Raw genomic sequence first — 13,957 nt, 5'->3', positions numbered from 1 at the left:
CTCAAATTCACTGCGGCGTTGGTCTCAAGCGGGAACCGAGACCTGACGTGAACGCGGATCATTGGGTTGACGCTGGCGGATTCATGCCCACGGCGTTTGATGCGGGGACACCATGACCAGACTCAAGGCGCTGTTACTTGGCTCTTCAGCCTTGCTGATCCCGTTCGGAAGCGCGCGAGCCGCCGATCTCCCGACCATGAAGGCTGCCCCAGTCGAGTATGTACGCGTTTGCAATGCCTATGGTGCCGGCTTTTTCTACATTCCTGGCGGCGATACATGTATCCGTATTTCCGGCAGAGCCCGGTATGACTTCCTGTACCAGACCAGCAAGGTCCGCACCGGGGCCGGCGGCGATGTAACCGGCTATCTGGGCCTGATGCGGCTGAACCTCGATTCGCGCACGCAGACCGATTACGGCACCCTGCGCGCCTTCCTGCGGATCGACATCGCCAATCGCAGCGGCCCGTTCCTCACCTCAGGATCCCGGCAGCGCGAGAGCTTGGCCATTGCCGGGCTTGGGGCCGACGCCTTCGGTCGGACGCAGACCTACGTCAACGCCGACAAGGCGTTCATCCAGTTCGCCGGTCTCACCGCGGGCCGTGCGGCGTCGTTCTTCGACTTCTACGCTCATGATTTCGAGCTGATCGGTGGCACAGCCGGATCCGACACGTTCAGCACCAATCTGCTCGCCTACTCGGCGACGCTCGGTAACGGCATCACGCTGACCGCCTCCATGGAGGATCCGACCTACCGGCGTTTCCCGATCTTCGGCACGGGCGCGGCTGCCGGCGCGTTCACGGCGGGCGGGGGCTTCGCGGGCTACAGCAACGCGTTCAATCCCTTCACGCCTTCGACCTGGCTGGCACCGATCGTCGTCGGCCCCGGCAATGTCGCCTTCGTCGATGTCACACAGAAGAGCCGGATGCCCGACGTCGTCGGCGTCGCGCGGATCGATCAGGCCTGGGGCTCCGCGCAGCTCTCCGCAGCGGTCCACGAGATCAACGCGGGCGATGCCGGAAGCACGGTGGGGGGCATCACGACGGCGACCGCCGGCCTCGGCATCTCGCCGACCGGACGCGCCTCGAACGCCTATGGCTGGGCGGTCCAGGGGGGCCTGAAGGTCAATCTGCCCTTCATCGCGACCGGCGACACCCTCTATTTGCAGGGTGCCTACGGCCAGGGCGCCATCACGTATACCGGCATCTCGAACTACACGGCGCCGTACGACGCCCTCGGTGCCGCATCCGTCGGCGGCGGCTCATTCGCGCAATACTATGCCGATGCAGTACTGAACCCCACGACTGGGCGGCTGGAGTTGTCGACGTCCTTCTCCGCCGTGGCATCACTGCTCCACTACTGGGCTCCGAGCTGGCGGTCGGCCTTCTTTGGGAGTTACGCGCAGATCGATTACAATTCGAAGGGTCGCAACGCGCTCGGCCTTCTCGGTTTCGGCTTCGCACCGTCTGGCGCCAGCGCCGCCAACGCGCTGGCCTTCGCCACCAGCCCGGTTCTGAGGGGAAACAACCAGGTGATCACAGGCGCGAGCCTGATCTGGACGCCCGTCAAGGACCTCGATATCGGCGTCGAGGGTGAGTATATCCGCACAGCGCTGAACAGTGGCGTGACGCCGGACATCTCCAAAAACTCCCTGCGCTACGTGAATTCGCAGGATGCGGCGCAAGTCCGCTTCCGCGTGCAGCGGGATTTTTGAACCCAGAGAGAAATATTTCTCAACTTGGTCTTGAAATACCGAGCCCAGCCAACAGGCTGGGCTTATTATTTTGGAACATATTCATAAACATCGAAGTTTGACCGATGACATTCAACAAATAAAAAATGTTTTTGTTGCACGATACGCAGGATCAGGTACAAAGACATCAGCTCTTCAGCGGCTTTCTTCGCCGTCGACCGAGCGGATGCTATGGTTTCAGATCCGGCGGGCTCGGGTACCAGAGTTCGCCTCGTTTGATCCAAAGCTTCAGACCCATAAGACTTCGCCGACCGGGCAACCGGTCGGCTTTTTCGTTTCGCACATGAGCCTCCACGCGGACATGGAGCAGACGGACGACCCGATCGCCAGGCGACATACGCCGCCCGAGGGATGGGCATCGGCGCAGCGCATCGGCTGGCCCTGGCCGATCGCGGCGGCGAAATCCAAAGAATCATTCAAAGATTGAATGTCGACCAAAGAGCGAAACAATTATTCTGCAATAAAATATAGAATTTAAACCGTCAAAGCTGCATCTTACTCCCACGTCGCCGGTTCGCGACAGCTCGAAAACGGGAGATCACTATGAAGAGCATCGTCCTGGCCTGCTCGGTGGGCGCCATGTTGCTTGCCGGCCCTGCCTTCGCACAGGATGGGGGCGCCACGATCGATCCCAGCCTCATCATCCGCACCCACGGCAGTGGCCTCGATGCGGACTCCTACGCCCAGGGCAACGACCGTTCGGGCGGGATGTGGGAAGGTGCGACGGGATACAGCTCGTCCCTTCAGCAGCCGGCCTCGGTGGGGACCGTCCCAACCAACCGGCAGTGGAGCCGCTTCAATACCCGCGAGCGTCGGCGCAGCGGCCGGTCGGACTGAGCAACCTCGTCTGAAACAGACAGGCGCCCGGTGTCCGCCTCGATGGCTGCGGATGCCGGGCAGGCTGGACGGGACGTCCCGGCGGCCGTTCCGCTCACCGCAGGGCTCAGTGAGCGGGCACCGGCGCAGGCTCTACGAGTGCCGCCTCCACATGCCTGTGAGTCCAGCGCAGGGTGACGCAGCAGCCGGCGCCGTCGCTGACGATGTCGAAGGCGGCACTATGCAGCCGGGCGATCGAGTCCACCAAGCTCAGCCCGATTCCGAAACCGCTGTTGTCGGTCTTCAGCGCGCCGCGGCGGAATCGCGCACGGACGGCCCCCAGCTCCTCCGGCGGTATGCCACACCCACTGTCGGTGACCCGGATGCCCGCGGGGTTCCGCAGGAGCGTCACGGTGACCTCACCACCCGTCGGTGTGAACTTGAGCGCGTTGTCGATCAGGTTGCTCACCGCCTCGAAGATGAGGCTTCGATCCCCCTCGACCATGCAGGAGGGTTCCGGCCGGTCCCAGTGGAGTTCGATGCCGCGCTCGACGGCCAGGGGCTCGTAATACTCGACGGCGTCCTCCAACAGCCGCCCCAGATCGACCTCGGTGAAGCCGGAACGGCGCAGGCGGTCTTCCATCTCCGAGATGCGCAGCAGTGCGGAGAAGCGGATGACGATGTTCTTGACCTCGGCCAAGACGTCTTCGTTGCATGTGCGGAAGGCCTGCACGCTGTCGGCCTTGCGCAGGGACCGCTCCAAAGTTCCGACAACCCGGGTCAGGGGCGTCCGCAGGTCGTGGGCGATGTTCTCGTTGACGCCCTTGATCTCCAGCATCAGCCGCTGGAGCTGATCGAGCATGTCGTTGACCACGCGCGTGAGGTGCGCGAGATCGGCCGAGACGCCGCGTGTCGGCAGCCGTTCGCTCAGGTCGCCGCGCATGATCCGCTCGACCGCCTTGGTGATCGCATCGTTCTGCCGCAGCGAGCCGGCCCCGAAGATCACGGCGCCGACGAGGCCGATGATGATCGTGGCGGCCATGCCCCAGACGAAGGTTTCGACCAGCGCCTTCTCGAGGGCCTGAAGATCCTGGGCCGAGCGGCTCACCAGCACGTACTCGCCGCTCGGAAGCTCGGTGAGCTGGCTGAACAGGGTCCGGGTGCCGCGATCCATCGGCTGCGACAGGACGAACGGCCGGCCAAGGGGCGCCGCGGCCGGATAGGCGATCGGCGCTCCGGCCCGGCGTTCGTGATCGGGGCCGAAGAGGACCAGGGGACGCCCGCCTTCGGCGAAGTCCTCGGAGGCGTCGATTCGCTCGCGCAGCGCCCGAGGCGAGAGGCTCAGAAGATGCTTCGATTCCCACTCGACCCATTCGAACGCGGCTTTGCGCCCGTAGCTGCGCGTGTCGATGTAGAGGAAGGCCGACAGCGCCAGCGATGCCGTTCCGAAAGTCGCGAAGAACAGGCCCGCAACCCGGAAGCCGCTCGTGCGCCGGACCTCAAGAAGGCGCACGGAGGATGAAGCCCGTGTTGCGCACCGTATGGATCCGCGGATTCAGGCCGTCGGGGTCCAGCTTCTTGCGGATCTTGCCGATATGGACATCGATCACGCTCGATTGATGGTTGAAGCTGTAACCCCACACCGACTCGAAGATCATCTTTCGGCTGACCAAGACGCCGGGATTCTGCATCAGGAACTCGATGATCGCGAATTCCTTGGGCAGCAACTCGATCTCGCGGCCGGCACAATCGAGCACACGCTCGATCAGGTCGAGCCGGAGATCGCCGACCACCAGCTCGCTGACCGCCTCCGCAGCCATCTTGCGCCGGGCAAGCGCATCAACGCGGGCCGTCAGCTCGATGAATTCGAAAGGCTTGGCGAGATAATCGTCACCGCCTGCTCGCAAGCCGTCCACGCGTTCATTGACGGCCGACAGCGCACTCAGGATGAGAACCGGCGTCGAGACCTTCGCGGCACGCAGCTTCGTCAGCAACGACAGGCCGTCGATCTCCGGCAGCATACGATCCAGAACGATCACGTCGAAGTTACCGTCCATGGCCTTGCGTAGTCCGATGCTGCCGCTCGGCGCCTCATCCACCTGGAAGCCGTATTCCGCGAGCGCGGACCCGATCTCGGCTGCAACGCGGCGGTCGTCCTCTACAACCAATACGCTAGCCATCCGTTTTTCCTTCTTATTTTGTATTCGCCGGCTTTGTCTGGTCTCCTGCGGCCCGGAGGGAGCGCCGGAAATATCCTCTTCTGTCCCGGAGTCAAATGGGCTCCGACCGCGGCTGCTGGAAGGCGTCATAGGTGCGGCAAAGCTTACCGGGGGGCGAGGGCTATGGACCATGCGCCTCACTCCGCACTCGCCTGCTCGGAGAGCTTGGCTTGAGGGTTCCGGGCGGCGGCGCTGCCCTTGGGAATGACCCGGCTGCCATCCCGAAGGTCGGCGGGCGGATTGAGGACGACAGTGTCGTCGCTGGTCAGGCCGCTGCGCAGTTCGAGCCGCGTGCCGAGATCGCGCGCGATCGTGATCGGACGGAGACGGACGGTATCGTCCGCGCCGACCACGGCCACGCGCGTCCCGTCCGCGTTGAAGATCAGCGCTTCGGCCGGCACCGTCACGCGCGGATGTATGCGCGGCACCTCGAACGTCACGGCGACATAGAGGCCGGGTCGCAGGATGCCCTCCGGGTTCGCGACGTCGACCTCGGTCTCCAGCGTCCGCACCGACGATTGCAGGGCGACGGAACTCCGCGACACCGTCCCGGAGAACGTGCGATCCGGCATCTGCGCAACCTTCACGTGGGCCTTGACGCCGTCGTGGATGCCAACCGCTGCCGATTGCGGCACCTGCACGGCAACGCGCAGGACGTCGGTGCTGTCGATGGAGAAGAGCGGCGTCCCGCCGCCGGCATCGCCATGAACCAGATCCCCGACATCGACCTTGCGGGCGACGACAATCCCGTCGAACGGAGCAACGACGTTCTCGAAGGTCGTCAGCGTTCGTAGCCGGTCGACGGTGGCCTGCTGCGCGGTGATGTTGGCCTCGGCGACCTTCACCTTCGCCTCCGCGGCCGTCAGGGACGCGGAGGCGGTCAGCATCCCGGCCCGGGTCTGATCGGCGTTCTGCTTGGAGGCCCAGCCCTGACCGGCCAACGTCGAGGTGCGCGCGTCCGTGGCGTTCGCGAGGGTGACGTTGGCCCTGGCCTGCTGCACGTCCGCATTCGCGACCGCGAGCTGGGCGCGAAGCTGGCCTAGCTGGGCCTCGGCCTGACGCGCCTGTTGGTCCAGATCCGGGGCGGCGATGCGGATGAGAAGGTCGCCCTTCTTGACCCGCGAGCCGATGTCGACCCGGCGTTCGGCGATGTAGCCGGTGGCGCGGGCGAAGATGTCGGCGTGGTCGAAGGCCTCCGTCTGGCCCGGAAGGGTCAGGGTAAGGGGGCCGTCCTCCACCTTGGCCGGCCCGGTCCGGACCTCGGGGACGAAGTTGACGGTCTCGGCCTGCGTCTCCAGGGAGGCCTGATAGGCCTGCCAATGGTGCCAGGCGCCGAGCCCTAGGGCGCTGCCGAGGGCGATCAGCGCCACCAGGAAGGGCCGCTTGCGCGGCGGCGGAGGTGAGGCATGGGCAAGCACCTCGCCGGCCCTGTCCTGCCGCAGCGGATCGACCTCGACCGCGTGCTGGTGCGCCCGCGCGGCAGCCTCGGCGCCGCTCCCGGGGGCGTCGGTGAAAGCGTGCATCAATAATCCTCGAGGGGCTTGATCGGGCTGCGCCGGAGCAGGGTGTAGAGGAGGGGGACGAACAACAGGGTCGAGACGGTGCCCATCCCGATCCCGCCCATCACCGCGCGGGCCAGGGCGGCATTCTGCTCGGCGCCTTCGCCCGCACCGATCGCCATCGGGATCAGGCCGAGGAACATCGCCGAGGCGGTCATCAGGACCGGTCGGAGCCGGGTATGGCCCGCCATCAGGGCGGCCTCACGGGCCGAGCAGCCCGTGGCTTCCCGATGCTCCTTGGCGAAGGTGACGAGCAGGATCGAGTTCGCGCTCGCGACGCCGACCGACATGATCGCCCCGAACAGGGCCGGGATCGAGAACGCGGTGCTGGTGATGAACAGGCTCATCACGATGCCGCAGAAGGCGAGCGGCAGCGCGGCGATGACGACGAAGGGATCGACCCAGGTCTGATAGTTCAGGACGAGGAGCAGGTAGACCGCCACCAGCGCGATCCCGAGCCCGAGTTCGATATGCGAGAACGCGCTCTCCATGCTCTCGATCTGGCCCCGGACCAGGATCTTGTCCGGGGCCGGAAGCTGAGCCTGCTCCTCGGCCACGATCCGTTCTACGTCCGTGCGCACGCTGCCGAGATCGGCGTTCTGAACGTTGGCGAGCACATCGAAGGTCGGCTGCTGATTGACGTGGTTGATGACCGTCTGCTCCGGCTGACGCTGCATCGTCGCGATGTTCGACAGCAGGATCGGAATCCCGGGCCGGTTCTGCGTGGTCGCGTGCACGGAGACCGGAGTGTTCATGAGCTGATTGATATCAGCGTTGCGCCATTCCGGTGTCTGAACCCAGAGCTGATAGGGCATCCCGGACTTCGGATCGGCCCAGAAGTTCGGGCTGACCTGGAAGGAGCCGGAGAGCGAGACGTTGAGGTTCTGCGCAATGGACTGCTCGCTGACACCCATCTCCGACGCCAGCCTCCGGTCGACATTCACGTACATCTGCGGCGCGTCGACGATCTGGTGGAGGTGGACGTCGACGGCGCCTCGGACCGCGGAGATCCGGCGGACCAAGTCGCGGGCGACGGCGAGGTCCTTGTCATCATGCCGACCGGCCACCTGCACATCGATCTGCGCAACGGTGCCGAAGTTCAGGATCTGCGTGATGATATCGGACGGCTGGAAGTAGAAGGTGTCCTCGGGAAACGCGTCGCGCAGGACCTTGCGCAGGCGTTTCTGATAGAACGCGATCGGCTTGTGCTCGCCCTTCAGGTTGATGAGCATTTGCCCATCGTTGTACGCAACGAATGACGCATCCATGAAGGCGAAATTATAGTTCGATGCCGGGAGACCGATGTTGTCGAGAATCAGGCCAATTTCTTCTTTTGGGACGACCTGCCGGACGACATCCTCGACCTGCGCGAAGGTCTTTTCCGCCTCTTCGATCCGCTGGCCCGGCCGGGTGCGGATATGCAGCGTCATCTGGCTGGACTGGATCATCGGGAAGTAATCCTGCCCGACGAAGGGAAAGATCGACGCGGTCACGGCGACGACGGAGAGCCCGCCGAGCAAAGCCCGGCGCGGATGGTGGAGCACGGCGGAGAGAAGCCCGACATAGCCGGCGTGGAAGCGCGCGAAGCCCCGCTCGAAGGCGGCCCGAAAGGCGAGGGCGCCACGCACCGGAATCCGGAGGAGCCAGAGGGCCGGCCACGCCACCGCACCGAGCAGGCGACCCAGTCTCGTGCGTCGGCGGGGCGCCACGGACCCGTTGACATCCGGATGCGAGCCGCCGTGATGCCGGGCATATTCCGGGGCGACCAGGACGTCGATCAGGATCGCCACCAGCGTCCGCGACAGCAGGTAGGAAGTGAGCATCGCGAACACCACCGCCTCGGCCTGTGGGACGAAAAGGTAGCGGGGCGCGTCGGTGAGGAAGAAGACTGCCGAGAAGGCCGAGCAGATCGCCAGCGTCGAGATCAGCGCGGGCTTGGCGATACCGGCGACCCCCTCGACCACGGACCGCCGGAACGGGAAGCCCTCCTCGAACATCCGGTAGGTGTTCTCGATGGCAACGGTCGCGTCATCCACCAGGATGCCAACCGCCAGGGCGAGGCCGCCCAGGGTCATCACATTGATGGTTTGCCCGAGGGCGACCAGGATCGACAGGGAGGTCAGGATGCAGAGGGGGATCGAGACGAGGACCACGATGGTCGAGCGCCAAGACCCCAGGAACAGCAGGATCGCCAAGCCAGTGAGGCCGGCCGCGATCACCGCCTCGCGGACCACGTCGGAGATCGCGTCGGAGACGAAGACCGACTGATCGAAGAGCGAGGTAATCGTCATGCCCTTTGGCGCGGCGGCGCGGATGTCGGGCAGCGCCGCCTTCACGGCGTTCACGACGTCCAACGTCGAGGCCGCGCCGTTCTTCAAAACTTGCAGCAGGACGGAATGCGTCCCGTCGGCGCGCACGATGTTGATCTGCGGGGGCGCCCCGTCGCGAACATGGGCGACATCGCGCAGGAGGACCGGTTGATTGTTCTCGACCTTGATCGGGATGCGATTGAGCTGGTCGACCAGCTGCGGGCTCGAATTGAGCCGGACCGTGTATTGTTGTGTCCCGATCTTCGCGAGACCCGAGGGCACCACGAGATTCTGCTTCAGAACCGCGTCGAGAACGTCGAGCGGCGTCATGCCGAGGGCGCGCAGCTTCGCGGGATCGAGATCGACCATCACCTGCCGCGGCGCACCGCCATAGGGGGATGGCAGGGTGGAGCCCGGCACCTCGGCCAGCCGCCTGCGTGTCCGATACTGGGCGTAGTCGAAGACGTTGGTGAGCGTCAGCTTCGACGAGGACAGGGCCAGCTGGATCACCGGCACCGACGAGGCGGAGAAGCGCATGATCACGGGCGGCTGCACGCCCGGCGGCATGCGCGAGCGGATCGCGTTCATGGCCGAGTCGACCTGGGTCATCGCCAGATCGATGCTCACGGCGGAATCGAAGTAGATCCGCTCGGTCACAGTGCCTTGGATCGAGGTCGATTCGATCCGCCTGATGTTGTTCACGTTGCTGGAGAGCGAGAACTCACTGTAGTTCGTGATGCGCTGAACCATGTCGGTCGCGTCGAGACCGCTGTAGGTCCAGACCACCACCACAACCGGGATATCGACGGCGGGGAGAACATCCTTGGGCGCCACCGCGATCGACCCGACGCCGGACAGGAACATAAGGATGGCAAGAACATAGAAGCTCTTGCGGAACTTGAGAGCGAACCGGACGAGTTCCATGCTACCTAGCCGATGTCCCACCCCGATCCGGCGCATGTCCTCGGCCAGTGGGCCGCAAGGATTATGCGCGGATTGAGCTTTGTTTGCTAAGAGGACGCCGAGCGGTGGCCCCGCTGGAAAGCGATATAGTCCGCACGAAACCACTCTTCGAATGAATTCGGCGCGATAAACTAAAAGCGTCTTTAAGAAACTTAAAATCGCGCCCGGTTTCATAAAGTCGGGGAAGCCAGAGACGAGCGGCCGGTCGGACTCGATCGAACCTCGCAATCGCGACGATTGGAAATTGAAATATTATTCAAGAAGTATTATTATTTTTACTTGAGAAATCGTTGTTTCATTGTCATGGCCGCCAAACTCACGCGATCTACACGTCAGGGATGCGGCGCGATCCACGACCGTCTGAGGCCGCAGAAGGTCGCGTCTCTACGGCGTGGTGCGGAGGCGCTGGGTTCGGTGATCTATGGCGGACGCAACCTTTTCTCGATCGCGTGAACGTGCGTTGGCGTCCCTGTCGGAATGGATTTCGGCGGCGCCATCCATCAGCACTGACTCTCTAAGTTCAATGATTGAGTCGACGGCAAATCTCTAGTTTTCAATCTGATAAAAATCATTCCGCGTTGTATCTCTCGCATACGAATTTCTATCAGCTTCAATTATCTTTCTATTGTCCCGACACATTTGTTCCGATCCCGATCCGTACCGTCCTTTATGCCGACACGAAGAGAGGCCAGCCAATGGTCAGACGATGCCTGTGGCTTGCAATGGCCGCGCTTACGATTCCACGACTGATCGGCATGGCCAGAGCCGAGAGCGAGATGCCTGCAGGCGGCGCGTTCATGAACAGCTACACCTCGGACCCCTATTTCGATCCGAGATCGCGATATTCGCAGCGTCATTCCACCGGCGACGTCGGAGGACAACCGCTGTTGGCAGAGCCGGGCGACGCCGATCCGCCCTGCAGGTTATTCGACAAACCCTGCGCGGATGCGTTCGAGCGCTCACGCAGACACGCCTATCCCTAGCCGAGAGACACGGCGGCGACCGATCGGCAGCGACTCTCTCAATGGATCTCACAGGGGATAAGCCGATCGACAATGCCGGTTTGCGAGACCGCCGTTTCACCCGGCAGATCTGCCGAGGCCGCACCGGGTTCAAGCCGTCTACGGCACGCGAGCGAGTTCGAATCACAGACCGTGCGGCCGCCAACGCCGTCTTGGATGCACGATCCTGAAACGCAAGATTGTGGAATACGGAAGCAGATTATATTCGCGCCCGTAATTTGGTGCTAATCGGCCGTGCGTTGCGTGATTGACTGCGCGTTGGTTGAGGCATGATTGAACAGGCGCCCCGTGTCGTTCGGGAGTTTCACATTGGCGCCGCCGGCGACCGATGGGCGCTGACGCGCGATGTGAAGACCGGCCAACCCTATGTTCTGCACCGAACCGGAGACGACGAACCGGAGGTGGAATTGGAACTGGGTTCGTTCCTCGTGCTGTTCAGCGGCGAGGAGCGGGAGAATCTGTTGCGGTTGATCGCGTCGCTGGTGCCCGACGACGAACCCGTCAGGGATGGCAGCGCTGGCGCCAGCGTGGCGCGTCCATTGCACTTCGTCTCCCGGTGGCTGCCGAACCGGCAGACCGGATGATCCAATTCGAGCCGTCGTGTCCGGTTGTTCCGCGCAATTTCGCCTTACGCGTCAACGGCTCATTGAAGATCGCTGTGTAACGTGCGTGGCTTTAGGGCTTTGTACATATGGAAAACCAGCGGATTTCCCGGCGCGTCGCCATCAACCTGCAGGGTCGGATCGCGGTGGCAGGCCACCCGGCGATCCCCTGCGTGGTGCATGACATGTCACGGTGGGGCGTTCGGCTCCGGCTCGTAGGCACGGAGCGGATACCGTCCGAATTCACGCTGACCATCGACGCCACCGACAAGGTGATCGGTTGCGAGACGGTGTGGAAGAATGCCGACGAGATCGGAGCCTTGACCGATCTCATGGAGTGATCTCAGCCGGCCAGAGGATTGTGGTCAGGCGTGTCGCCGCCCGCCTGTCTCTGCACGCGGCTGTCAGCCGGTCACCCTGCCATACGCCACGCGGTCGCGCGGGCGGCCTGGACCACGAGACGTCGAGGGATCGCCTCAACGGACTCGCAGAGCTGGACCCGTCGGGGCACCCTCTAACCCCGGGCCAAAGCAGCCTCGAATTCGCCGACCGGGAGGTGTTCGCCACCGGTCGTCCAGATCACGTGGGTCGCGCCGGCGCGCGCCTCCGCCGGAAGCTGTGCGGCGAACCGCTCCGCGGCGGCGAAGCCGGCCGCGGCGGACGGTTCCAGACGGATGTTCGCCTCCGTCCAGAGCACCTTGAGCCAATGGTACAACGCGTCGTCGGTCACCGTGACCACGGCGCTGACGAGCCTCTCGAGGGTCCTCGCGACCAGCATGGAGGCTGTGGCGACCGCCAGCCCGTCGGCTGCGGTCCGGTTGTCCAGGCCGACGTCATAGACGCTCACCGACCGTTCGAGGCCCGCGGCGAGTTGCACCAGCATGCAGGGCGAGGCGACGGGCTCGACGAAGACCGGATGCACGGCGTCACCGAACAGCAGCTTGAGCCCGAAGGCGACCCCCCCCGGTGCGCCGCCGACGCCGCAGGGCAGATAGACATACAGGGGGCGAGCGGGCTCCACCGCGATCCCCGCCGCCGCGAGTTGCCGATCCAGGTCGTGGGCGGCGGCGGCGTAACCGAGGAACAGGTCGACCGAATTCTCGTCGTCCACGAAATGCGCGTCGTCGCGTCCGGAAAAGGCAGCCCGCGCTGCCGCCACCGCCGCTCCGTAGTCGCCACGATGCTCGACGACGCGGGCGCCAAGAGCGCGCAGGCGTGCCTTCTTCCAGGCCTTGGCATCGTGCGACATGTGCACTTCGACCGAGAACCCGAGCGCACGCCCCATCAGGCCCACGCTGAAGCCGAGATTGCCTGTGCTGCCGACCGCGATGGTATGCCGGGCGAACAGGTCGCGGAACGCCGACCCGGCGAAGGCCGCGTAGGATCCGCCTTCCGCGAGCAGCCCGGCGCGGCCGGCGAGCACCTCGGCGTAGGCCAGAACCTCGTACACGCCGCCCCGCGCCTTGATGCAGCCCGTCACCGGCAACGCGTGGTCGCCCTTGACCAGCACGCGCCCCATGGCGGCGCCCGGCATCATCCTCTCGGACAGGTCCACCGCCATGGGGATCAACGGCGAATCGATCCGGCCCGCGCCCTCATCGGGGAACAGGTGAGCCAGCAAGGGCGCGAAACGCCGCCAGCGCGCCACCGCCTGCTCGACATCGGCATGACCGAACGCCAGGCTCGGCAAAACGGACGCGCTGCTGCCAAGGGCGGGATTGATCCAGATCGTAGGGCTGGCGCCCATGACAGCGGCCGGGATCCGTTCGAGCAGTGATTTTCCCTGCGGTTCGGCGATTGCAGTCATAGCGATTGCGGTCCCGGTCGATGGCTGCCTGCAGAACATGCGCGCAAGAACGGCGGCGCACCGATGGCACGTCCAGACACGCAGGATGCACCGACCTTAGCATGGCTCGTGCCCGCGGGACGCGATTTGAGCGTCGTCAGCGCTCCATTGTTCGTCCGCTCGGCCGCTAAAATCGGCAACGTCGGCGACGTCGGCCGCGGGGGCCATTGACGACGTCGCCGCACCATAATAGATGACGATCATAATTTTTATGATGCTCGGACGGCGACGGGAATCTGCAATGGACGCGCGATGGATGATCGGGCTCGCCGGTTTGGCCCTGGCGGCATGCTCCCCGGCCGAGACCGCCGTGACGCCCGAGCCGCCGCTGGTCCAGACCATCGCGGTCGCGCCCGCCGCGGGCAGCGTCGCGCGCTACACCGGCGTGATCCGCGCCCGCACCGAGAGCAATCTCGGCTTCCGGGTCGGCGGCAAGATCTTCGAGCGCCTCGTCGATCCCGGCGACCACGTGAGCCTCGGGCAGTCCCTGATGCGGCTCGACCGCACCGACTTCACCCTCGCGCTCAACGCGGCCCGCGCCTCGGTCGAGGCGGCCCGCGCGCAGATGATCAAGGCCAAGGCCGACGAGGAGCGCAGCCGCAAGCTCGTCGGCGACGGCTGGACCTCCAAGCAGACCTACGATCAGAACAAGGCCGCGGCGGACGCGGCCATCGCCCAGTTCGCCAACGCCGAGGCACAAGCGAGCCAGATCGGCAATCAGGCCGGCTATTCTGAGCTTCTGGCCGATGCCGACGGCGTCGTGATGGAAGTGCCCAGCGAGCCCGGGCAGGTCGTCGCCGCCGGCCAGACGGTGGTGAAGCTCGCCCGCGACGGCGCCCGCGAGGCGGAGGTGTTCCTGCCGGAAGGGAGC

The 13,957-nt window shown here is 64.6% G+C and carries 11 protein-coding genes; 6 read left to right on the top strand and 5 right to left on the bottom strand.

The genetic code is table 11. The features are described 5' to 3' along the window. Window positions 1-112 precede the first annotated feature (112 nt). The 3 genes from AC1DXK_RS05510 to AC1DXK_RS05500 all read left to right on the top strand — a co-directional run bounded on the left by AC1DXK_RS05510 (window position 113) and on the right by AC1DXK_RS05500 (window position 2,587). Window positions 113-1,711, top strand: coding sequence for a porin (locus AC1DXK_RS05510; RefSeq protein ID WP_457104680.1), 1,599 nt, complete (start codon window positions 113-115; stop codon window positions 1,709-1,711). A 97-nt stretch (window positions 1,712-1,808) separates the two neighbouring features. Next, the gene (locus AC1DXK_RS05505; RefSeq protein WP_457104679.1) at window positions 1,809-2,177 is read left to right on the top strand and encodes a hypothetical protein; all 369 of its coding nucleotides are present in this window, start codon (window positions 1,809-1,811) and stop codon (window positions 2,175-2,177) included. 116 nt (window positions 2,178-2,293) lie between these two features. Then, window positions 2,294-2,587: a hypothetical protein gene (locus AC1DXK_RS05500; protein ID WP_457104678.1), complete on the top strand. Its 294-nt coding sequence runs from the start codon at window positions 2,294-2,296 to the stop codon at window positions 2,585-2,587. 106 nt (window positions 2,588-2,693) lie between these two features. On the opposite strand, the gene AC1DXK_RS05495 is transcribed toward AC1DXK_RS05500, so the two are convergent. From AC1DXK_RS05495 to AC1DXK_RS05480, 4 genes are all read right to left on the bottom strand, one after another. Beyond that, window positions 2,694-4,079, bottom strand: coding sequence for a sensor histidine kinase (locus AC1DXK_RS05495; protein WP_457104677.1), 1,386 nt, complete (start codon window positions 4,077-4,079; stop codon window positions 2,694-2,696). After that, window positions 4,066-4,746 carry a response regulator transcription factor gene (locus AC1DXK_RS05490; protein WP_457104676.1) on the bottom strand — a complete coding sequence of 227 codons (681 nt, stop codon included), beginning with the start codon at window positions 4,744-4,746 and terminating at the stop codon, window positions 4,066-4,068. The genes AC1DXK_RS05495 and AC1DXK_RS05490 overlap by 14 nt, the downstream gene beginning before the upstream one ends. A 176-nt stretch (window positions 4,747-4,922) precedes the next feature. Next, a complete protein-coding gene (locus AC1DXK_RS05485; RefSeq protein ID WP_457104675.1) occupies window positions 4,923-6,308 on the bottom strand; it encodes an efflux RND transporter periplasmic adaptor subunit in 1,386 nt (461 codons plus the stop codon). Beyond that, window positions 6,308-9,577, bottom strand: coding sequence for an efflux RND transporter permease subunit (locus tag AC1DXK_RS05480; RefSeq protein ID WP_457104674.1), 3,270 nt, complete (start codon window positions 9,575-9,577; stop codon window positions 6,308-6,310). The genes AC1DXK_RS05485 and AC1DXK_RS05480 overlap by 1 nt, the downstream gene beginning before the upstream one ends. A gap of 1,330 nt (window positions 9,578-10,907) precedes the next feature. Here AC1DXK_RS05480 and AC1DXK_RS05475 point away from each other — a divergent pair. Both AC1DXK_RS05475 and AC1DXK_RS05470 read left to right on the top strand, forming a co-directional pair. After that, complete coding sequence (locus AC1DXK_RS05475) at window positions 10,908-11,222, top strand: hypothetical protein (protein ID WP_457104673.1); 315 nt, start codon at window positions 10,908-10,910, stop codon at window positions 11,220-11,222. Between the two features lie 107 nt (window positions 11,223-11,329). Then, entirely contained in the window at window positions 11,330-11,581 is a 252-nt protein-coding gene (locus AC1DXK_RS05470) for a PilZ domain-containing protein (RefSeq protein WP_457104672.1), read from the top strand. Between the two features lie 173 nt (window positions 11,582-11,754). On the opposite strand, the gene AC1DXK_RS05465 is transcribed toward AC1DXK_RS05470, so the two are convergent. Next, window positions 11,755-12,987 carry a D-serine ammonia-lyase gene (locus tag AC1DXK_RS05465; RefSeq protein WP_477297110.1) on the bottom strand — a complete coding sequence of 411 codons (1,233 nt, stop codon included), beginning with the start codon at window positions 12,985-12,987 and terminating at the stop codon, window positions 11,755-11,757. Between the two features lie 340 nt (window positions 12,988-13,327). Here AC1DXK_RS05465 and AC1DXK_RS05460 point away from each other — a divergent pair. Then, the coding region (locus AC1DXK_RS05460) for an efflux RND transporter periplasmic adaptor subunit (protein ID WP_477297108.1) at window positions 13,328-13,957 on the top strand (630 nt) is incomplete at its 3' end.

The organism is Methylobacterium sp. P3_A11 (genome assembly GCF_056403155.1).
The sequence above is the reverse complement of the archived record's forward strand: the minus strand, read 5'-3'. Positions and strand labels throughout refer to the sequence as shown.